Genomic DNA, 22,061 nt, shown 5'->3' with positions numbered 1-22,061 from the left:
TTTTGGATTGGCATAAGGGTTGATAATAGACTGATAGAATTTATTTAAGTAAAAAATTAAAACACAAGATATGTCTAAAATTATAGGAATTGACTTAGGTACTACAAACTCATGTGTTGCCGTAATGGAAGGTAACGAGCCTGTAGTAATTACGAACAACGAAGGTAAACGTACAACTCCTTCGATCGTAGCTTTCGTAGAAGGTGGCGAGCGCAAAGTTGGGGACCCAGCAAAGCGTCAAGCAATTACTAACCCGCATAAAACTATTTATTCCATCAAACGTTTTATGGGACTTTCATACGATGAAGCTGTGAAAGAAGCTGAACACGTACCTTATAAAATCGTTAAAGGTGACAACAATACACCTCGTGTAGAAATTGATGACCGCAAATATACACCACAAGAGATCTCTGCAATGATTCTTCAAAAAATGAAGAAAACAGCTGAGGATTTCTTAGGTCAAGAAGTAACTGAAGCTGTTATTACAGTTCCTGCATATTTCAACGACGCACAACGTCAAGCAACAAAAGAAGCTGGTGAAATCGCTGGTTTATCTGTAAAACGTATCATCAACGAACCTACAGCTGCAGCTTTAGCTTACGGTTTGGATAAAGCACACAAAGACATGAAAATTGTTGTGTTTGACTGTGGTGGTGGTACACATGACGTTTCGGTATTGGAATTAGGTGACGGTGTATTTGAAGTTAAATCTACTGACGGTGATACACACTTAGGTGGTGATGACTTTGATAACGTAATCATCAACTGGTTGAACGAAGAATTCAAAAGTGAAAACAATGGCTTTGACTTGAAAAAAGACCCAATGGCATTGCAACGTTTGAAAGAAGCAGCTGAGAAAGCGAAAATTGAATTATCAAGCGCAACTTCTACTGAAATCAACTTGCCATATATCACTGCTGATGCAACTGGTCCAAAACACTTAGTTCGTTCATTATCACGCGCTAAATTTGAAGCTTTGGCTGCTGACTTGATCAAGAGAACAATTGCTCCTTGTGAGTCTGCATTGAAAAATGCTGGTTTCAGCAAATCTGATATTGATGAAATTATCTTAGTAGGTGGTTCTACGCGTATCCCTGCAATCGTTGATGCTGTAAAAGCATTCTTCGGAAAAGAGCCTTCTAAAGGTGTAAACCCGGATGAAGTTGTCGCTTTAGGTGCTGCTATCCAAGGTGGTGTATTGACAGGTGAAGTAAAAGACGTTTTATTATTGGATGTTACTCCACTTTCATTAGGTATTGAGACAATGGGTGGTGTGATGACTAAATTGATCGAAGCAAATACAACAATTCCAACTAAAAAATCGGAAACGTTCTCTACTGCTTCAGACAATCAGCCATCTGTAGAAATTCACATCTTACAAGGTGAGCGTCCTATGGCAAACCAAAACCGTACAATCGGCCGTTTCCATTTGAATGACATTCCACCAGCTCCTCGTGGCGTTCCTCAAATCGAAGTTACTTTTGATATTGATGCGAATGGTATCATCAAAGTATCTGCAAAAGATAAAGCTACTGGAAAAGAACAAAATATCCGTATCGAAGCATCTTCAGGTTTGTCTGACGACGAAATCAAACGCATGAAAGAAGAAGCTGAAGCAAATGCTGATGCTGACAAAAAAATGAAAGAAGAAGCTGACAAAGTAAATGCAGCTGACGCTTTAATCTTCTCAACTGAAAAACAATTGAAAGAATATGGCGATAAAATTTCAGCAGATAAAAAAGCGCCAATTGAAGCTGGCTTAACAAAATTAAAAGCTGCTTACGAAGCGAAAAACTTTGCTGATATCGACGCTGCTTCTGAAGAATTGCAAAATGCTTGGAATGCTGCCTCTGAAGAAATGTATGCTGCTTCTCAAGGTGGTGCACAACAACCTCAAGGTGATGCAGGTCAAGCTCAAGGTGGAAACCAAGGTGGTGATGATGTAACTGACGTAGATTACGAAGAAGTGAAGTAATCACTCCTCCTCATAAAAAAAGCTCCGGGATTAATCCTGGAGCTTTTTTTATGCCTATCATTTTCACGATCTCACTTCACATTCAACGAGATCCTGCTTATGGATTTCCAGCTACTTCTTATGCTTATAGTGACTTAATATTCCTTTGTCCAATGTCGCCCATATACCTGCTGGCATAGCCGCCTTCTTTAAGGCATTATTTGTCCAGGTATTGCAAGAATAAAACATGCTATAGGCTCCCTTTGCTTCATAAAAAGCGTCTGAGTCACCATACTGTGCATCTGTTTTCACCAAAATAGTTTCCGCTTGATTTCGATCCAACGAATCTTCTATATATTTTATCAGATCCCGGTATTGGGATCTACTGATCTGATAAGCAAAACATAACTCATCCTGCTGAACCGTATTGTAATAGGTCACATGAATGGCAGACTCCCCCAATCCAAAGGCAGCAACAAAGGCCGTCGATGCTTTTAAATCTTTCCATTCTGGTGTATCCAAATAGAATCCTTTATCACCCCAACCGATCCCCACATACCGATATCCGCTATGTTTCCCAACCGTATTCCCATAAGGAAATAGTTGCGACCAATCCATATCTTCGTTAACGACAGGCAATACAATATCGGTATGAATACCATTGGACTGAACAAAAACCTGAATCGTCTTCTCTTCGTCTATATTCTTCTTTGGAGCCGAAATTCTTGACAGACTGTATTCAGCAACAATATAGAGTACACAAAAAGACAACAATCCTAAAATAATATAACCAAACACCTTAAGAATTTTTTTCATCTAAGATCTATTTCCGCTCAATTAATCTAGCGCACAGGTCAAAAAAAAACCTGTATTGCTTGACAATACAGGTGAAAGATAAGCTATTTCTTTTAGCTCTTAAAATAACTTTTCAGGATATATTCCATCAGCTACTAATTTCGAAATCGATTCTTGTACGATAGGTTTATCTTCTTTATAAGTTACGCCAAACCATTTCGAAGAAGTTGGGATCACTTTAAAATCAGCCAACTTATGTTTCACCATATAATCCGGTACGGAAGGAATGAAAAATTCTGCTTTTAAATTCTCCTTATTTTCTTCAACAAATGCAGGGAACATCGCCTGCGCCACTTCGAAAATCTTTGGTGTAAAGCCCCAAAAGTTCATCGAAACGCGGGTTTTTGGATCTAGGTCTGTTTCAACACCATTTTCTTCATAAACGATTTTGCGATCGTCACCTTCACCTTTGTAGTATATATTTGTACGTTCAGTTACACTTTCCATATGTCCAGAAGGGGTAACCTCACATACTCCGCGTGAAACATAACCATAATCAGACATGGTATTTCCAACCTGGAAGCCCATCAATGACATTTGCTCATCAGAGACTTCGGTTGTTAAGAATTCGGCCATTTTTTGAAAAGAATCCGAACCATAGAAATCGTCTGCATTGATTACACAAAAAGGTTCATGCACTTTATCCTTAGCGCTCATCACCGCATGGGCAGTACCCCAAGGTTTAATTCTTTCAATAACGTGGTTAACACCGAATTTCGTTAGGTCAAAATCTTGAAAAGCGTAATCTACTTCTATTTTACCTTTCAATTTTTCATCAAATACCGATTTCATCTTTTCCAGAAATTCTTCTCGGATAATGAACACAACTTTTCCGAATCCTGCGCGAATGGCATCGTAAATTGAATAGTCAATAATTGTCTCGCCGTGTGGGCCAAAACCGTCTACTTGTTTTAAAGAACCATACCGGCTAGCCATACCTGCTGCCAAAATCAAAAGGGTTGGTTTACTCATATTTAAATTGCGTTAATAGAATTTTCTTTTCGTCCGCAAACTTAGCTAAATTTGCCCTTAAAAGCAAATTTAGCTAAGTTCAGCTCCACCTTCAAAGGTATAGTATTGAAACGAAAAGAATCAAAAAATTAGTATTATTTCTTTTTTAAGAATGCGTTTAATAAACCCGTCGCTAATTTGCCCAAAAACTTAACTCCTTCCCGTGCTAGAGTCGTTGTCGCAGTTCGTTGTGCAGCCTCCAAAGGCGTCTGTCTCCGGGAAGAAGGCCGACTTGCCTTCTCTGCTTCTTTTTCCTGCGCCGCACGTTGTTGCTCCTGCTCCGCAGCCTGCATTCTTTCATCTATGATTTCAGCCGCAGAACGATTTTCTTGTCGCTCCTGGTACTTAGCTTTCAAATCAGACTGATTGATAATCTGGCTGATTGTTGCATCAGATGCAGGCCCCATAATGGCACGTGCCGGCACCAAATGCGTAGCAACAACCTCTGTCGGAATACCTTTGTCATTCAATACGGTAATCAATGCCTGTCCCGTCCCCAAAGCGGTCAAAACCTGATCAATTTCATAAAAATCAGATTTTGGATAGGTTTTAACTGTCTTCTTTAAGTTTTCAGCATCGTTGGGTGTAAAGGCACGCAATGCATGCTGCACCCGATTTCCCAATTGCGCCAATACAGACTCCGGCACATCGGTTGGAGACTGTGTACAAAAGAAAACACCTATCCCCTTCGAACGGATAAGACGAATAATCTGATCCACCTGTGTCAAAAAGGCTTTAGGAGCTCCGTTGAACAGCAGATGGGCTTCATCAAAGAAAAAGACCAGCTTCGGTTTATCCAGGTCGCCCACTTCGGGCATATTTTTAAACAATTGTGCCAATAAACTCAATAAGAATGTAGAATACAGTATGGGCTGATCTTGCACATCGGAAATATTCAACAGGCTAATCACGCCTTTCCCATCCACTTTTTGAAACAAATCGTTGATATCAAACTCTTTCTCGCCAAAGATATGAGCCAAACCTTGCTGCTCCAAAGCGACGATCTTACGCAGGATAGTTCCCGAGCTTGCGGAACTAATCTTACCATAATCGCTTTTGATTTCTTCGCTACCAGGTCCTTCTGAAAGGTAGCTTAGTAGTTTTTTGGTATCTGAAAAATCGATCAATGGCATTTGATGATCTTGCGCATATTTAAACATTGCGGCCAATACCCCTGTTTGTGTTTCATTGAGCTCGAGGATCCGGCCCAACAAGACCGGTCCGAAATCTTCTACGGTAATCCGCATAGGAATCCCCTTATTGCCAGAAAGTGAATACAGTTCAACCGGAAATGACGACGGCTCAAACGGCACGCCCACGGCGTTTCCCCGATCAATAAGGGCTTGATTGGTGACACCTGGTTCTGCTAAGCCTGATAAATCGCCCTTGACATCCAGCATAAATACAGGTACAGAGGCATCCGACAACTGTTCGGCGATCAATTGTAGCGTCCGCGTTTTACCGGTTCCGGTAGCCCCGGCAATAAGTCCGTGACGGTTCATCATTTTCAAGGCTAAATTCACTTTTGCCTCTGCCAAAATTTCACCATTGAGCATTCCCGCCCCCAGATAGATAAATGCTCCCTTGGGATTATAGGAGGCCTGGACCTTCTCAATAAATTGTTCTTTATTTGCCATACGAAAGGCTTAATATTTATAAATCAAAAAAAATTGAAAACTTTTCAAAAAATAATCTCTTCGTCACAATTTCGTGCCAAATTTTATTTTTAGTGCACTATTAATTTGAATTTAACATAGAATTGCTATTTTTACGATGTAAAACAGTAAGATTAAAGGTAATAAAAAATGTTAAATAAGCGGTTTAGATTTGTGGCAGCATTCTTTTGTGCTATCATCTTTTTCACAAAGATGGCCATCTCTATTTCGCCTATTTTTTCCAACAGCTTAGATCAAAGCACCATCTTACAGGTCGTTTTACAACTGGAAATCGAAAACAATAACGGTGCAAGTAACGATACACTTGAGACCGCCTCAAAATTTTTCAATACAAAAACAGAAGAACCTATTGTATTTGAAACTATAATCGTTGAGAACCAAGGAAAACAGAAGAATTATCTTAAAAATGAGAAAAGCATTTTAGCTTTCCATCCTACGGTTCCAACACCGCCTCCTAACTGTTAATAAGGGCATCCCTTGGGGATGTACTTCCATCGACCCGCATGCAAAAGATAAAGCATGTGCGGTATCCTTGATTTTTCTGAAGTAATCGATCTGCTTTAGTTCGGTTGAATCTTATCGTTGAGCTTTCTCAGCAAGACACTTTGTCAATGCTCTTGAAGGTCATAGGATATAACGATACAAAGCTATAGCTCACTAAAGGTTACCTGATGAAAACTTTATTTATAGATAAACACAAATTTTATGTTTGGAACTCGTACGTCGGCTTTTCTGAAACTATCGAAAAGAGACTTAAAATATGACTTCCCTGCTAGTGTTGTGGTGTTTTTGGTGGCACTTCCATTATGTTTGGGAATTGCAATGGCCTCTGGTGCGCCATTGTTTGCAGGATTATTGACTGGTGTAATTGGTGGAATCGTTGTCGCTTCAATCAGTAAATCACCACTCAGTGTAAGTGGGCCAGCTGCTGGTCTTACCGTTATTGTCTTAGGTGCTATTCAGAGCCTAGGCGCATATGAAACCTTTCTACTTGCCGTCGTGATCGCTGGTGTGGTGCAGGTCATTCTTGGTATATTAAAAGCCGGGATGATCGGCAATTATTTCCCTTCAGCGGTCATTGTAGGTATGCTTGCCGCGATCGGCATCACAATTATCATGAAACAGATTCCTTTGGCATTGGGTTTAGTGGAAACACATGCCTTCGAAATGGACAATGGACATGGTATTGGCGCCTATTTTGATACGATCGCCTCTGCGATCAACTTCGGTGCATTGATCATCTGTGCACTATCATTGGCAATCCTCATCTTCTGGCCATCTATTCCAAAGCTTAATAAGGTTCCGGCCCCATTGGTTGTCGTGATTCTGGGTGTAAGCTTAGCTTATTTTTTCAACGGATCAGCGCTCCAATTGCATGATAAACAATTTGTTTTGGTCCCTATTGTAGGTTCTTTTGCTGAATTCACCGGATTATTTACCCTACCGGACTTCACACAGATTGTCAACAAAGACGTGTGGATAGCTGCATTTACGATTGCAATTATTGCAAGTCTAGAAACCTTATTGAGCATCGAGGCGGTTGATAAAATAGACCCTTACAAAAGAAATACGCCAACCAACCGTGAACTCGTTGCACAAGGAATCGGTAACATGACCAGCGGACTTCTAGGCGGTCTACCCTTAACATCCGTTATCGTACGCTCATCAGCAAACGTCAATGCAGGTGGAAAAACGAGACAGTCTGCTATCATGCATGGTATGTGGCTATTGGTCGCTATGCTCGCTATCCCAACAATGCTGAATATGATTCCTTTGGCCTGTTTGGCGGCTATCCTTCTCCATACAGGGTATAAATTGGCTAAACCAAGTCTATTCACCTCGATGTACAAAAAAGGCTTGGATCAATTTATCCCATTTTTTGTCACCATTGTAGCGATCGTGTTTACTGATCTCCTTATGGGTGTAGGAATAGGTATTGTCGTGGCGACATTCTATATTTTGAGAGCAAATATGAAAAATGCTTTCAAATATAATATTGAAAAAGACAATGAAGAAGATAAGGCTGTCATTACATTAGCGGAAGAAGTATCCTTTTTGAACAAGGTTCCGATCCAACAGAAATTATACAGCTTACCAAAATCTATCAGTAAGATCCGCATCGATGGAACATTCAGTAAATTTATAGACAAAGATGTCATCGAAGTCATAAAAGATTTCGAGCAGAACGCGAGAAGTAAGGGAAAAGACATCGAGCTTTTGCAGGTTGTCTATAAAAAACCCTCCTCATAAGGGAAAGGGTTTCGACATATCGCGTAAGCCATTACCTTCCATCGTTCTACCAGCAATCCTTGGTTGAAACAAGAGGAAGGATTATTGAACATCAAGAACAGATTTTCAATAAAAAATAAGTTGTTTGAAGTAAACAATGAATTTAGACATTTGTATTATTACAATAAAATAGAAACAATGCCTTTGGGCAAGAGTGAAATAAGAAGAATATGGAAAATAAAGATTTAAAAATAGGATTTGACAATATCATAAAGGGAAATAAAGAGTGGATGGAATTCGTAAAGAATGACGCTACGGGACGCTTCCAACAACTTGCTAAAGGTCAAAATCCGGAAATTCTTTGGATCGGTTGTGCAGATAGCCGTGTGCCCGCAAATGAATTGACAGGTACAAAGCCGGGGGAAGTTTTCGTTCACCGTAATATTGCCAACATGGTCATTCACTCGGATATGAGTATGCTTTCCGTATTAGACTATGCCGTGAATGTGCTGAAAGTAAAACATGTGATTATAGCTGGTCACTATGGCTGCGGTGGTGTTGCGGCTTCTTTAAGCCGCAAGCAGTATGGTATTATCGACAACTGGTTGGGCCATATCAAGGATGTCTATCGTTTACACAGCGAAGAGATCGATGCGATCCAGGAACATGATAAAAAAGTAAATCGTTTAATCGAGCTCAACGTACAAGAACAGGTTTTCAATCTTTGTGCGACGTCGATTATCCAAAACGCATGGAAAGAGCGTAATGATCTTGCAGTACATGGAATGATTATCAATATCGGCACGGGAGAATTGATCGATCAACACTGTACCTTTACCAATAATGATGAGCTAGGTGAAGTCTTCGCTTATAAATAGAGTAGTAATAAAAATCGGTAAAAAGGGACGAAATTTCGTCCCTTTTTTATTTCATATCCCAACGTTATTAAGTCTCTCCATTCCAACAGATACAGCTGGCCTATTCAACCACTCATGCTAAGCCGAATATCTACGATCGCCTAGCTAATATTTCACGGCGAATAATTAACTTTGTATTATGAGTGAAGAAAAATCATTAAATTTTATCGAGGAAATTGTCGAAGAGGATCTTCGTACAGGGAAGCATGGCGGACGTGTATTGACACGTTTTCCTCCTGAGCCAAATGGTTACCTCCACATTGGTCACGCCAAATCCATCTGCTTGAATTTTGGATTAGCACAGCAGTATAATGGCAAGACTAATCTACGTTTTGATGACACTAACCCTGTCACTGAGGACACTGAGTATGTTGAAAGTATCAAGAAAGATATTCAATGGCTTGGATTCCAGTGGGCAGCGGAATTATATACTTCAGATTATTTCGAGACACTATACAGTTATGCCGTTGATCTAATTAAAAAAGGTCTAGCGTATGTCGACGACAGCACTGCTGAAGAAATTGCAGCAGCAAAAGGTACCCCAACAGAACCGGGTGTTCCAACGCCCTATCGCGATAGGTCTATTGAGGAAAATCTAACCTTATTCGCGGCTATGCGTGCCGGTAAATACCGAGATGGTGAAAAAGTGCTACGCGCAAAGATTGATTTAGCTAGCCCGAATATGCATTTGCGTGATCCTTTGTTATACCGCATCAAACATGCACATCACCACAGAACAGGGAATCAATGGTGTATCTACCCCATGTATGATTTTGCGCATGGACAATCAGATTCCATTGAGAAAATTACACATTCGATCTGTACGCTGGAATTTATTCCACACCGTCCACTTTATGATTGGTGTATTGATAAATTGGAGATTTTCCCTTCCAAACAATACGAATTTGCACGTTTGAATATGACTTATACCGTCATGAGTAAACGTAAATTGCTGCAGTTGGTCAATGAGAAGTTTGTTGAAAGCTGGGACGACCCGCGTATGCCTACGATCTCAGGATTGCGCAGAAGAGGGTATACACCTGCGAGTATCCGCAACTTCTGTGAAAAAATCGGTGTTCAAAAACGTGAAAACATGATCGATGTCAGTCTTTTGGAATTTTGTATCCGTGAGGATCTCAACAAAACGGCATGGCGCAGAATGGCTGTTCTTGATCCGATCAAATTGGTGATCACAAACTATCCTGATGGTCAGGTAGAGGATCTTGTTGGCGAGAACAATCCAGAAGTCGAAGGTGGTGAAGGGTCACGCTCCATTCCATTTTCAAAGGAGCTCTGGATAGAGCGCGATGATTTTATGGAAGATGCACCAAAAAAATTCTTCCGTTTAGGCCCTGGACTTTCTGTACGTTTGAAACATGCTTACATCGTCACCTGTCATGATTTTGTGAAAGATGAAAATGGCCATGTAACGGAAGTTCATTGTACGTATGTTCCAAACTCAAAATCAGGAGAAGACACTTCGGGATTAAAAGTAAAAGGAACGATCCACTGGATCTCGGTTCCACATGCAAAAGAAGCCGAAGTGAGATTGTACGACAGATTGTTCAATGAGGAAAATCCTGCTGCTGCCGAAGATTTTAAAGCATCGATCAATCCGGAAAGCCTACATATTATTGAACGTGCTTACATTGAACCGGATCTTGCAAATGTAACCCCGGGTAAAGGATATCAGTTTATACGATTAGGGTATTTTACCTTAGATACACATTCAACTCCAGCTCATTTAGTCTTTAACCGTACGGTTACATTAAAAGACTCTTGGGGTAAGGAAGTAAAGAAAAACGCGTAAAACCGTAACCCATAAAAAGAAGCGGTTGGAAGTGATTCCAACCGCTTCTTTTTATCGTGTATTCTTATCCCCTAAATTCTCCAACATGCCGGATTTATATCCCCATTAATCTGGCTAAACTACAGCTCTGTCAACCTCTTGAAACATCAGCGCTCATCGCATATAGCTTCGCAGAAGATTAGCAGTACTTCTCTTTTTTTTACAGCAGTAATTTATAAAGGTACATCATCTGCAATAAGAAAAACATCGTATCATTCATTTTTCAACCTGATTATCGTCACTCTTTTGCCGTGATTTTAGCAATAGTTTTACAGCAAACAAAATACCCTTAATGATATGAAAAAGCTACTTTTAATTGCACTGACACTCACCCTAGGCGCACTAAGTTTACAGGCACAAACAATCCCTAATCAACGCTGGCAAATGAGACTCAGAGGTGTGACAGTCATGCCAAACGAATCGGCCAATATTAATACTATAGGCGGAGACGTCGACATCAATACAAAATTTATTCCTGAACTAGACTTCACTTATTTCTTCACAAAAAACATTGCGGCGGAATTGATTCTTGGGACTACAAAACATAAAGTTAATACAACCGGCTCAAATTTAACTGCCATTGGTGGCAGTTCATCCAGCAATGTCGATCTTGGCAGTGTATGGCTCCTTCCTCCGACACTGACAGCTCAGTATCATTTCTTCCCCGATGGTGCCATTAAACCTTATGTAGGTGCAGGAATAAATTATACAATATTCTATAGCGTCAACGCGGGACAAACGGTAAAAAATGTAAAATACGATAATGCTTTCGGTTTTGCGACTCAGCTGGGAATTGATTTTAAGCTATCTGAAAAATATTTCGTGAATTTGGATGCGAAGTATATTCTTTTAAAAACAGATGTCAATGTTGATGCATCAAATCTTGCACCTAACTTATCCATACCGGCAAAAGTTGACATCAATCCCTTCCTGCTCGGCTTTGGCGTCGGCATGAAATTCTAATCATTTGGCTCATTCCCTATCCTATATGTATCGAGGCCTCTTCCAATATTTTAGAAGAGGCCTCATCTGTTTTTTTTACCTCAAGTATAGCAGTCAATTTGCCGTTTAGGCAGACTGCCTAAATTTGGTTCAGTATGTCATCAAAATTATTCTACTCCGTACCAATTTTGATATTGCTGTCTCAAGCGCTCAACACGTGCCAGTCGCTTGGTATCTTTTGCTTCCAATAAAATAGCCTTGTACCGGTCCACCGAGTCCAAACCGGTCTGAATATCATTCCACTCGAAGCTCAGGTTTTTCTTATCCGACACCAACTGATGTAGATACTCCATATTTTCAGCAACATAATCAAGGTTTCGGTCCATCATCCTGTTGGCTAGCTGAGGTTGTCCCGTACGATATAGACTATCGATAATATCGGCATAATTGATGGCATCCGACATCGCATATACGCGATCGGGTAATTGATCGTATGCTTTTTTCGCTACTTCCCCAGCTTGTTTGACCTGACCATTGGCCAAGAGCATCCGGGCGGCTTTTCCAAATATATCACGAGCGTACATACTTGTAAAGCGAAACGAATCGGTATCCAAATACTGTGCATTTTTAACATTGCCCCACTGATATGTATGCATAATATTGTTATATAATGCTTCCATGTTAACTAGCCCGGCCTGCTCATTTCGTTTTCCTGTCGACTGATCTGTAGCAGCGACAGGCATCAATCGGGAAGTAAAGCCCTCATTGACCAGGTATTTATCCAGGCCCAATTTAATGTCACTTGGCAACATGTTCGAAAAATATATCGGTCTGTCCCAATGGTTATTTTCAAGCACCGATAACAGGGTTAAATCCGCCCTGGTCAGATGATCATTCGGAATTTCCCATTCCATTGCAGAAACAATAGCATCCTGAAAATAAGCCGGAACCGCATTTTTCTTAACCACCTCCTCTTTATCAACGCGCAATTGGACTTTCTTGGAAGGGAAATAGTTTTCCATATCACCTGAATTCAGCTGAACTTTATACTCCGGATCATCCGATGTGACAAACTGCAATAATTGCTGTATATCCACCGCATTATCAAGCTGTCTATCCACAAAAGGGATATAATCACGAACGCCTTTTTTTGTCTTTTCAGCTGGGATCGTCACGGGAAGACCTGCCGCTTGATACGTCGGCTGCTTCGCCTGCTGCATATACCAATCGCCAGTCAGATAACTTAATACCACAACCCGAACATCCGGGCGTACTCCTTCCACTTCTTGCAAATACCATACAGGAAATGTATCATGATCTCCATAGGTAAATAGAATAGCATTTGGAGCGCAGGATTCTAAATAATTACGTGCCATATCCCTTGCCAGCGATTTTTCAGAACGATTATGATCATCCCAATTTTGATGGGCCAAAATAATGGGACCGCCCAATAAAGCGAAAGAAATACCTGTCGCTAACGCATACCGTGTTTGTACAAAACGATTGAGAAACCGAACAAATGCTATTGCTCCCAGTCCGATCCAGATCGCAAACGCATAAAAAGATCCTACGTAAGCATAATCTCGTTCCCGAGGTTGCATAGGAGTTTGGTTGAGATAAACAACGATCGCTATTCCCGTAAACACAAAAAGTAAGGTCAAGACCAAGGTATAAGGTTTATTGTTTCGATACAACCAGATCGCTCCGGCTATTCCCAGTAGCAATGGAAGGAAAAAATAGGTATTCCGGCTCGGGTCATGCTCCTGTGATTGGGATATTTTATCTTGCCCTCCCAAACGCCAATTATCCAATGGTTTAATCCCCGACAACCAGTTGCCGTCACTATAGGTCCCATACCCCTGCCTGTCATTCTGTCTACCGACAAAATTCCACAAGAAATATCGGGTGTACATATCACCCAGTTGAAAATTAAAAAAGAACTTAAAATTATCCGAGAACTGTGGCTGCTGCCCCTCCTTCAAATTGAGGTAACTCCTATAATAAGCCTGATGGGCTCCATCTTGACTATATATGCGGGGAAAGAAAGTTTCCTTATCAAACGTATACTTATCGACCTGACTAAAAGGAATATACCCTGATTCATCTTTGCGATAACCGGTTTTACTCTCTACACCAACGACTTGTGAATCATAATTGGGTCCTTTGAGTAAAGGTTCCCGGATATATTGCTCCCGGCTCAGATAACCCAAAAAAGAAAACACATTGTCCGGCGCATTATTGTTTAACGACGGATTGGCTTTTCCACGGATTAAAACCATAGTATAGGAGCTATAACCAAATAGAATAAAACAAAAGACCAGTAACCCGGTATGCAGTGTGTATTGCCGCTTTTTATAAGAATAATATAGCCCATAAATGAGGAAGCACCCCAACAGCAGACAAAAGAAGAAGATACCTGAGCCAAAGGCTAAACCTAATGAATTTACAAATAAGAGGTCTACCTTAGCTGCGAGAACGACCAACCATTGAATAATTCCCCACAAAACAGCCCCCAAGATCAGCACTCCTACCAAGAAAGCTTTTATTGTACCTTTCGCATTAACCTGTCCTGCTCTTCTGAAATAGACAACCATCGCTATAGCCGGAATTGCCAACAGATTTAATAGGTGCACTCCGATCGAAAGGCCCATAACAAAAGCAATAAAAACCAGCCAACGATCGCTACCTTCCTCATCTGCACGGACTTCCCACTTTAAAATTGCCCAAAAAACAATCGCAGTACACAATGAAGACATCGCATATACCTCGGATTCAACAGCCGAATACCAAAATGAATCACTGAAGCAGAAAGCCATTGCACCAACTAAGCCCGCAGCAAAAATTTGGAAATAATTCGATAATTGAACTTTCTCTTGCCTGTTGAGTATCTTTTTGGCAATTGCTGTTATTGTCCAGAATAAAAATGTAACAGTAAGCCCACTGCAGATTGCGGATCCAATATTCATCCAATAGGCGATTTTACCTGCATTACCCAAAGCCAGGTTGGAAAATATATTCTGAATAAGAAGAAATAATGGTGCTCCCGGTTGGTGTGCCACTTCCAGCTTGTAGGCACAGGCAATAAATTCACCACAATCCCACCAGCTTACCGTCTTTTCAACGGTGGCGATATATACACATGTAGCAATTAGTCCGCAAGCAAAGCCGAGTAGAGAATTTAATCTAGTGTACGTCATAAGGTCAATTTGGTCTATTGTTAAAATCCTTTTTAGCACTTTAAGTTAAAAAGTTATCCTGACTCCAATAAGTTAATTAACACTATTTAACACAAGTATCTGACTATAAACAGGCTATTAAACCCTGAATATAGAGATCGACCTAAAACCACACGATCGAAATTCTGAACTTATTATAAGCTTTCACAACGAATACTACCCCAAAAAAAAAGAGAGCTTATGCGCTCCCTTTTCGTATTATTTTTATGAGTTAGGCTAGTTTTTCAACAATCTTCTTTGTTGGACCAGGATTACTCATCGTATAGAAATGTAATACCGGAGCGCCAAATTTAATCAGCTCCTGACATTGTTGCACCAACCACTCTTCACCTACTTGTCTAACGTCGGCATTCGTTTTACATGCTGAAACAGCATCGCTCAGTTCCTCCGGAATATCTAAATGAAATATCCTTGGTAGGGTAACCAACTGTTTTTTCGTTGTCAGTGGTTTCAATCCTGGAATAATAGGCACATGGATTCCATTGTCCCTACATTTTGTTACAAACTCCTTGTATTTTTCAACATTAAAGAACATCTGAGTCACAATAAACTCTGCTCCCATATCGACTTTTTGTTTCAGGTATTTAAAATCAGTATTGAAATTTGGCGATTCAAAATGCTTTTCGGGATAACCCGCTACACCGATGCAAAAATCAGTCTTTTCCGATGTGATAATGTCTTCATGCAGATACTTTCCTTTATTCATATCAGTTACCTGTTCCAGTAGGTCTGTTGCAAAGGCATGTCCACCATCGGTCGGTATAAAATCGGCATCGCCCTTACGTGCATCGCCCCGTAATACCAAGACGTTATCTATCCCCAGAAAGTTCAAATCGATCAATGCATTTTCAGTTTCCTCTTTTGTAAAACCACCACATATCAAATGGGGCACCGCATCTACTTTATATTTATTCATGATTGCAGCACATATCGCCACTGTTCCAGGACGTTTACGATAGGAAACGCGTTCCAGTAATCCACTCGCATGCTCTTTATAGATATAATCTTCCCGATGGTAGGTTACGTCGATAAACGGAGGTTTAAACTCCATCAGTTCATCCATGGTTTTAAAAATACTTTGGATGCCCTGCCCTTTCGCCGGTGGCAATAGCTCAAAAGAAAACAATGTTTTTCCTTTGGCATTCTGGATATGATCGATAATCTTCATTAAAAAACTGTTTTTAGTTTGGTTGGCTTACATCGAAACGCACACGTCGAGGAATCGTTTATCTACATGTAACTTATCTTTCCCACATGGAGTAGGGTAGAATTTAGCACCTTGAACAATACAGGTTGCTAAGGCTTCAACGGGTCTAGTCCCTCGGCCTTTCTCTATAAGCGTTGCTAATATCGTTTTAAAAAATCAAACGACAAAAATATTTTTTCGAAAAGGCAAAAATAGCGACAAAAAGACTGTAATAAATACGGCTTCAGGTTTATTCCCAGGCAATAATAGGAATTTACGCTCCCCAAAAAGTAAAAGACTTAAAAAAACAGATAAAATTAACGATCGAGGATCATCGACAACGAAGAGACTGACTACGTCACAACAGGATCGGCTAAAGATTCGTTGCTAGGGAATTCCGTAGATTTTTGAGATAAAATGTAATCAGTAAGAGTCCCGTAACATGGTACTCCTCTTTCGATCCATATTTAAAACCATCAAATAAATATTTGTAGGCGATTAATGCATTTTTTTCGTTGTAAAATAACTCTTTCCAAGAATCGGGAACATCTGCCCATGCCTTGAGCACAATGCCATTCTCAGCATAAATAATGGGTGATTCAACACCGTCCATTCGATAATCGTGATGTGTACCTGAACTTGATATGTGCTGGAAATAAGCGATAGAATAATCTACAAAATTCAATGCCCTGGCTTTTATCTCCATTTCACTTTCTGATTTTACAGGGGCATTTCGCCATAGATTCACTTGGCTATCAAATTTGCTCGGGGTCTCCCGGATAGGGGTTTTATCTAACGCAAAGTTGATATAAAGTTTTTCACTTGTGGGGACACGTGCTGAGCTAAACTGTGAAAAATCACCTCTCAGCTGAACAAAATCGTTTTTTACCTTAACAATATCCAAAGCGAGACTACCCTTTTTCTCATCGGTCAATTCTAATCGATCGCCGTCGAATCTATACTTACCGAAGAGTAGGATATCATCGATCGCCATGACAAATTTATCTTTATCATGGAGGGAGAGAAAGGACCGGTATATCGTAGGGTCATTACCATAGACATCTGCCTCCACATTTTGGGGTGATTCTCTTTTTACTTTATGATACTCCTCATTTGAATAGCCCAATATCATTTGGTAATTGCCTTCAGGAAAGTCCTTTTTCTTCCCAAAGAAAGCACAAGAAGACAACGAGAATAGGAATAGCAGCAGTAATAACGGTTTCAAAATAAATCAATAATTATGGCCAGTAATAATATACAGACCAAGATAAGAAATTACTGCAATAGTTCGTATACCGCTATTTATTTGAATAAGCTTGGGGATATGCTTATTCTTTATAAAGATCCACCAAGCCCTCTGGCAATTCAACTTCAATGATCTCCTCTTCGCCATCGATTCCTAAGATTAAATCATCGGACAATGGGAACATCAGTTCTTTACCGTCCATATTTACCGAAGCGACAAATTGCTGTGGAAATTCCTGAACATCTGTTATTTGCCCCAATTCACCATGGTTTTCATCAATCACTAAAAAACCGATTAAATCAGTATATCTAAAATCATCTGGATCGCGCTCGGGCATCTTATCATTGGAAAGATATAGCTTTTTACGTACAAGTACTTGAGCCTTATCGATATGATCCACATCCTCAAATGTCACATACGCTGTACTATTTTTTTGAAATTTAATGGTATCAACAAAATAAGGAACAAGTTTTTTGTTCACTTCCACAAAGACAACATCGATATTCAAACTCTCGTATTCCTCGAATTCAAAAAATAGTTGTACTTCTCCTTTAAGACCTCTTGTTTTACTGATGTAACCGATGTAAAAGCTTTGATCAATAGTCATATATTTCGTATTTAGCGATTAGCTGTGAGACATGATTTGGCAAACCATTAGCCTATTGGCTGTTTCAAAAAAAGCCGGCTCAAGATTGAGTCGGCTTTCTCGAATACTTTATGAAAGAATTAACCTTCAGTTTCTTCTGATGCAGGAGCTTCAGTCTCTTCAGCAGCAGTTTCTTCCGCTACAGGAGCATTTTTAGCAGCTACAGCAGCAGCTTTTTCTTCTTTTTTCTTAGCTTCAGCCACTAAAGCAGCTTTTTTAGCTTCAGCTTTAGTTTGTGCTAAACCATCTTTTTTACCAGAGATTCTTGCATCATTAGCTTCAGTCCAAGCTGTAAATTTAGCTTCAGCAGCAGCTTCATCAAAAGCACCTTTTTTCACACCACCTTGCAAGTGTTTTTTGTAAAGAACACCTTTGTAAGAAAGGATAGCGCGAGCAGTGTCAGTTGGTTGAGCACCTTTATTCATCCAATCCAAAGCTTTTTCAAAATCCAAAACGATAGTTGCTGGATTTGTGTTTGGGTTGTAAGAACCAATACGTTCGATGAATTTACCGTCACGTGGAGCGCGAGAATCCGCTACGACTACGTGGTAAAAAGGACGTCCTTTTTTACCGTGTCTTTGCAATCTGATTTTAGTTGCCATTTTTTAATTTTATTTTATGTATTCAACATATCCCCCGAGCTTCATACTAGAGGGGATGCAAAGATAGTTATTTTTTTCTAATCATCATTATAATTTAATAAAACTTCACTGAAAACGACAGGGTTAGCTCTTATCAACAAGCTCTTTCAACCGTAATACCTACCCCTTAGGCCTTCATCTTTTCTTGCTTCCATACTAGCAGCTACAACAAACTTTTCAAAAATCAAGACAAAAAACAGCTCCTTCCTTCAAAAGGACATCTTTACCAAATGTAAACAGGATGAACCGTTTGGGTACAGTGCCTTCGAAATAGTCATCGACATTTTTGCCAATTCACTTTTTACTTTCTACCTTCATTCTATGAAATCTGTTGCGCCATTAAAAATACTAAAAGCTTCAGCCGGTTCGGGAAAAACCTTTAGCTTGACTTTACACTATCTCACACTCCTACTCTCCAACGAGAATAGCTATAAGGAGATTTTGGCGGTGACATTCACCAATAAAGCAACCGCCGAGATGAAGGAACGTATCCTCTCGGTACTCCATGGCTTGGCAACAGGCAATCGGAGTCCTAAAATTGAAGATTTCAGAAAGCTTTTACTCCAGCAGCAGCCAGACTGGAATCCGCATCTGGTACAAGAGAAAGCTTTTCGGGTGTATCGACGTATCCTACATGACTACAGTCATTTTACCATAAGTACAATTGATGGATTTTCCCAAAAAGTCATTCGTGCATTTACGTATGAACTCAATCTTGATGCTGCTTATAAGATTGAAATGAATGTCAATAAAGTGAAAAATGACCTGACAGTCATGCTTAATCAATTGCTGGATGAACGACCCGACCTACTGGATTGGATTATCGCTTATGCGGAAAAGAAAATAGCAAAAAATGAAAATTGGAACTACCGCCAACAACTAATGGGTTTGGCAAGTCTTATTTTCTCTGAAAATTTTCAGGAATTTGATGGCTACATCAATTCTGCCAATCCAAAGGAGGTTTTTAATCTCCTCAATCAGGAAGTTGAACAGAAGATAAACTCCTTCACGGAAGCGCTCTCCATGACAATTGAAGCCTTTAGTGAAACATTCAGGAATTTTAATATCTCCGAAAGTGACCTTAAAGGTAAATCGCGCAATAAAATAATCTCCGCTAGCAAAACCAATAAAAAAACGGAAAAGCTGAGCGCTTCCGAAATTGCCAAGGTACTGGAAAAGTATCTCCAGTTGATCGACAATGAAGATGCTTTTACAGATAGTGACAAAAATATACGGCATGATCTTATCGCCGCACTCAGCCCCATTCTGGCATCGTTCCAAAAGCTACACGATAATCTATCGGCTTACATTGCTTATCAAGCGGTACAAAGTAATCTCTATTACCTACGCCTGCTCAAGGAAATGAGCGACTTACTGACGCAATGGCGGCGGGATAATGGTGCTCAATTAATTTCCGACTCGCAGATTTTATTAAACAAACTCGGACTTGATGAAAATAGCGATCCAACATTTATCTGGGAGAAGATCGGCAATCGTTTTAACTACTTTTTGTTTGACGAATTTCAGGATACCTCGCGTATTCAGTGGAAAAATTATAGTCCACTACTGATCAATGCATTGGCAGATGCCAAAGGCACAATCAGCGAACACCTGATCGTTGGGGACGTCAAACAGAGTATTTATCGCTGGCGAAATGGGGATTGGCGCATACTCCTGCAACAGGTAGAACAACAGGTTGGTCATACTTTTCACTTAGACGAGGATAGCAGAACCACCTTTATCGAAAACGGAAGCCTTGACACCAATTTTAGAAGTCTTCCAAATATCATCCATTTAAACAATTACCTCTTTAGCAGTATTCCCCAGCATCTGCAACAGGTACTGAATGAAAAAGTATTCGAAAGCCTTGATGAAGAAGGTAAACAGTGGTGGATTTCTACTGGCAATGACACTATGCTGGTCAAAGCTTATGAAAACAGCCAACAGGAAGTACCTGAACATAAAAAAGGGAAACTTGACCAATTAGGATCTATCGAAATCTCTTACATTCCTGTCTCTGATGGACGCTACAGAAGAAATCAGGTTATTGAAGAATCGCTACTACAACTATGTCAGAAAATAGGCGACTGGCTCGGTAGCGGCCGCTACCAGGCGCAGCAGATCGGTATCCTGGTACGGAGTAATGTGCAGGCTAAATTGGTCATTCAAAAGCTCATGGACTTCAAAAAAGAGCAGCAACTTACATTTGAAGTGATATCCGGTGATGCATTATCCTTAGCGAGCAATGATGCTGTACTATTATTGATCGAAACGTTAAAGGCTTTAGTCTACAATTCGGATAAACATACCATCCATAAAGCAAAGATGGTCTATCTATACCAGCATATTCAAAATAAGACAATCGATCAGAATGCATGGTTAAAATTTGCCGGCAACGACATCCGCGCACTTAAAGATTATCTCCCTGAGGCGCTGATTGACTCCTGGGAAATGGCGCAGAAACAGCCTTTAGTCCATTTAATTGAAAAACTCATTGAAATCTACGGCTTCACAACCACGGACAATATCCACCTCCCTTACCTCCTGGCGTTCAAAGATATGATCTCAGCTTTCTCCACCAATGGCGAACGTGGCATTATACAGTTCCTGGAGTTTTGGGAAGAAGATGGCAACCGGGCGGTGCTCCCTTCCAACGGAGAAATTAATGCGATCGAGGTAACAACAATCCACAAATCAAAAGGTCTAGCCTATGACGTTGTGATGATTCCATTCTGTTCCTGGGATCTCGACGGCATGATCAATGGCGATTTTTGGATAGAGACCTCGGATACTCCTTTTGCCCAATTGGGAAAAATTCCAATAAAATATACATCTACAGTCGGCAAATCTGTATTTTTCAAGCAATATTTTGAAGAGATGCTGTTCAACTACATGGACGCCCTCAACACATTCTATGTAGCAACAACACGTGCTGTTGAACACCTCTATATTACAGCTCCTTCCTTTAAAGAATCTGTTGACAAAAAAACAGGTGAAATTACAGGATATGATATTAAAGACGAATATATCAGCGATGTGCTCTATCAAGTCTTGGATAGCCCCATAGCTCCGTTTGCACTGGAAGAAAAAGGTGTACACATCGATCAAACGATCGAACAAAAAAAACATCAGGCTCAGAACGACAATATTATTTCCCTTCGCCATTACCCCATTTCCAAAGAATTGGAAATGGCCTTAGAAAAATCGAGTACGCGTAACATCAATGATATTATGATGCTGGAAAAAGCCGCGCAGTACGGTATATTGGCCCACGATATTATGGCTCAAATTTCAAAGGAAGAAGACATCCATAAACTGGTACGCCAACTGATCCAGGAAGGAATCCTTTCCAAAGAGGAAGAACCTTTTCTCATGCAGGAGATCAATCAGATCTGGAAGCACCCCTTAATCAATAAATGGCTCACCGGAAACTATAAAATCTGGAATGAAGCAAGCATTATTACCGCCAAGGGTGAGACCATTCGTCCCGATAAAGTCTTCACCTCCGCGGAAGAAACAATCGTTCTGGATTTTAAATTCACACAGACAGACTATATTGGGCACAAGTACCAAGTCGACAACTATAAAAAGAATTTGGAGAACCTTGGCTATAACAACGTTAAAGCCTATCTCTATTATGCGAAATCAAATCAATTAACTGAAGTAAAATAAT

The 22,061-nt window shown here is 40.2% G+C and carries 15 protein-coding genes and 1 riboswitch; of the genes, 7 read left to right on the top strand and 8 right to left on the bottom strand.

The genetic code is table 11. The features are described from left to right. The first annotated feature begins 70 nt into the window (after nucleotides 1-70). A complete protein-coding gene (dnaK, locus tag B4N43_RS09890) occupies nucleotides 71-1,975 on the top strand; it encodes a molecular chaperone DnaK (RefSeq protein ID WP_075994436.1) in 1,905 nt (634 codons plus the stop codon). Between the two features lie 111 nt (nucleotides 1,976-2,086). Here the strand turns inward: dnaK and B4N43_RS09885 are convergent, their stop codons facing one another. The 3 genes from B4N43_RS09885 to B4N43_RS09875 all read right to left on the bottom strand — a co-directional run bounded on the left by B4N43_RS09885 (nucleotide 2,087) and on the right by B4N43_RS09875 (nucleotide 5,457). Then, on the bottom strand, nucleotides 2,087-2,770 hold the full coding sequence (locus tag B4N43_RS09885) for a TIGR02117 family protein (protein WP_286734423.1): 684 nt from the start codon (nucleotides 2,768-2,770) through the stop codon (nucleotides 2,087-2,089). 99 nt (nucleotides 2,771-2,869) lie between these two features. Then, nucleotides 2,870-3,781: a sugar phosphate nucleotidyltransferase gene (locus tag B4N43_RS09880; RefSeq protein WP_286734422.1), complete on the bottom strand. Its 912-nt coding sequence runs from the start codon at nucleotides 3,779-3,781 to the stop codon at nucleotides 2,870-2,872. A 134-nt stretch (nucleotides 3,782-3,915) separates the two neighbouring features. Then, entirely contained in the window at nucleotides 3,916-5,457 is a 1,542-nt protein-coding gene (locus B4N43_RS09875; protein ID WP_286734419.1) for a helicase HerA-like domain-containing protein, read from the bottom strand. A gap of 168 nt (nucleotides 5,458-5,625) precedes the next feature. Here B4N43_RS09875 and B4N43_RS09870 point away from each other — a divergent pair, with 168 nt between their 5' ends. From B4N43_RS09870 to B4N43_RS09850, 5 genes are all read left to right on the top strand, one after another. After that, nucleotides 5,626-5,961: a hypothetical protein gene (locus B4N43_RS09870; protein WP_286734417.1), complete on the top strand. Its 336-nt coding sequence runs from the start codon at nucleotides 5,626-5,628 to the stop codon at nucleotides 5,959-5,961. 240 nt (nucleotides 5,962-6,201) lie between these two features. After that, the gene (locus B4N43_RS09865) at nucleotides 6,202-7,746 is read left to right on the top strand and encodes a SulP family inorganic anion transporter (protein WP_088163179.1); all 1,545 of its coding nucleotides are present in this window, start codon (nucleotides 6,202-6,204) and stop codon (nucleotides 7,744-7,746) included. 209 nt (nucleotides 7,747-7,955) lie between these two features. Next, complete coding sequence (locus tag B4N43_RS09860) at nucleotides 7,956-8,603, top strand: carbonic anhydrase (protein WP_286734414.1); 648 nt, start codon at nucleotides 7,956-7,958, stop codon at nucleotides 8,601-8,603. 178 nt (nucleotides 8,604-8,781) lie between these two features. After that, a complete protein-coding gene (locus B4N43_RS09855; protein ID WP_286734413.1) occupies nucleotides 8,782-10,452 on the top strand; it encodes a glutamine--tRNA ligase/YqeY domain fusion protein in 1,671 nt (556 codons plus the stop codon). A gap of 336 nt (nucleotides 10,453-10,788) precedes the next feature. Next, nucleotides 10,789-11,454, top strand: a complete 666-nt coding sequence (locus B4N43_RS09850) for an OmpW/AlkL family protein (RefSeq protein ID WP_088163182.1) — start codon at nucleotides 10,789-10,791, stop codon at nucleotides 11,452-11,454. Between the two features lie 146 nt (nucleotides 11,455-11,600). On the opposite strand, the gene B4N43_RS09845 is transcribed toward B4N43_RS09850, so the two are convergent. The 5 genes from B4N43_RS09845 to B4N43_RS09825 all read right to left on the bottom strand — a co-directional run bounded on the left by B4N43_RS09845 (nucleotide 11,601) and on the right by B4N43_RS09825 (nucleotide 18,349). Next, entirely contained in the window at nucleotides 11,601-14,630 is a 3,030-nt protein-coding gene (locus B4N43_RS09845) for a DUF2723 domain-containing protein (protein ID WP_286734412.1), read from the bottom strand. Between the two features lie 250 nt (nucleotides 14,631-14,880). Beyond that, nucleotides 14,881-15,837, bottom strand: a complete 957-nt coding sequence (gene metF / locus B4N43_RS09840) for a methylenetetrahydrofolate reductase [NAD(P)H] (protein ID WP_088163184.1) — start codon at nucleotides 15,835-15,837, stop codon at nucleotides 14,881-14,883. Between the two features lie 70 nt (nucleotides 15,838-15,907). Continuing rightward, nucleotides 15,908-16,010, bottom strand: a riboswitch (SAM riboswitch). 218 nt (nucleotides 16,011-16,228) lie between these two features. Beyond that, nucleotides 16,229-17,080, bottom strand: coding sequence for a hypothetical protein (locus B4N43_RS09835; RefSeq protein WP_157698588.1), 852 nt, complete (start codon nucleotides 17,078-17,080; stop codon nucleotides 16,229-16,231). A 103-nt stretch (nucleotides 17,081-17,183) separates the two neighbouring features. After that, nucleotides 17,184-17,708 (bottom strand): ribosome maturation factor RimM, encoded by a 525-nt coding sequence (gene rimM, locus B4N43_RS09830; RefSeq protein ID WP_075994448.1) that lies wholly within the window; start codon nucleotides 17,706-17,708, stop codon nucleotides 17,184-17,186. A gap of 119 nt (nucleotides 17,709-17,827) precedes the next feature. Further along, on the bottom strand, nucleotides 17,828-18,349 hold the full coding sequence (locus B4N43_RS09825) for a 30S ribosomal protein S16 (protein ID WP_075994449.1): 522 nt from the start codon (nucleotides 18,347-18,349) through the stop codon (nucleotides 17,828-17,830). A 360-nt stretch (nucleotides 18,350-18,709) separates the two neighbouring features. Here B4N43_RS09825 and B4N43_RS09820 point away from each other — a divergent pair, with 360 nt between their 5' ends. Further along, nucleotides 18,710-22,060 carry a UvrD-helicase domain-containing protein gene (locus B4N43_RS09820; protein ID WP_286734410.1) on the top strand — a complete coding sequence of 1,117 codons (3,351 nt, stop codon included), beginning with the start codon at nucleotides 18,710-18,712 and terminating at the stop codon, nucleotides 22,058-22,060. Nucleotide 22,061 lies beyond the last annotated feature (1 nt).

This window comes from Sphingobacterium sp. UBA1897 (assembly GCF_002337775.1).
GTDB lineage: Bacteria > Bacteroidota > Bacteroidia > Sphingobacteriales > Sphingobacteriaceae > Sphingobacterium > Sphingobacterium siyangense.
Note: the sequence above shows the minus strand (reverse complement) of the source record. Positions and strands in the feature narration are given on the sequence as shown.

Excerpts from the sequence above, each read along its gene's own strand:
- dnaK (WP_075994436.1), top strand. The coding sequence starts at position 71 with ATGTCTAAAATTATAGGAATTGACTTAGGTACTACAAACTCATGTGTT.
- B4N43_RS09885 (WP_286734423.1), bottom strand. The coding sequence starts at position 2,770 with ATGAAAAAAATTCTTAAGGTGTTTGGTTATATTATTTTAGGATTGTTG.
- B4N43_RS09880 (WP_286734422.1), bottom strand. The coding sequence starts at position 3,781 with ATGAGTAAACCAACCCTTTTGATTTTGGCAGCAGGTATGGCTAGCCGG.
- B4N43_RS09875 (WP_286734419.1), bottom strand. The coding sequence starts at position 5,457 with ATGGCAAATAAAGAACAATTTATTGAGAAGGTCCAGGCCTCCTATAAT.
- B4N43_RS09870 (WP_286734417.1), top strand. The coding sequence starts at position 5,626 with ATGTTAAATAAGCGGTTTAGATTTGTGGCAGCATTCTTTTGTGCTATC.
- B4N43_RS09865 (WP_088163179.1), top strand. The coding sequence starts at position 6,202 with ATGTTTGGAACTCGTACGTCGGCTTTTCTGAAACTATCGAAAAGAGAC.
- B4N43_RS09860 (WP_286734414.1), top strand. The coding sequence starts at position 7,956 with ATGGAAAATAAAGATTTAAAAATAGGATTTGACAATATCATAAAGGGA.
- B4N43_RS09855 (WP_286734413.1), top strand. The coding sequence starts at position 8,782 with ATGAGTGAAGAAAAATCATTAAATTTTATCGAGGAAATTGTCGAAGAG.
- B4N43_RS09850 (WP_088163182.1), top strand. The coding sequence starts at position 10,789 with ATGAAAAAGCTACTTTTAATTGCACTGACACTCACCCTAGGCGCACTA.
- B4N43_RS09845 (WP_286734412.1), bottom strand. The coding sequence starts at position 14,630 with ATGACGTACACTAGATTAAATTCTCTACTCGGCTTTGCTTGCGGACTA.
- metF (WP_088163184.1), bottom strand. The coding sequence starts at position 15,837 with ATGAAGATTATCGATCATATCCAGAATGCCAAAGGAAAAACATTGTTT.
- rimM (WP_075994448.1), bottom strand. The coding sequence starts at position 17,708 with ATGACTATTGATCAAAGCTTTTACATCGGTTACATCAGTAAAACAAGA.
- B4N43_RS09825 (WP_075994449.1), bottom strand. The coding sequence starts at position 18,349 with ATGGCAACTAAAATCAGATTGCAAAGACACGGTAAAAAAGGACGTCCT.
- B4N43_RS09820 (WP_286734410.1), top strand. The coding sequence starts at position 18,710 with ATGAAATCTGTTGCGCCATTAAAAATACTAAAAGCTTCAGCCGGTTCG.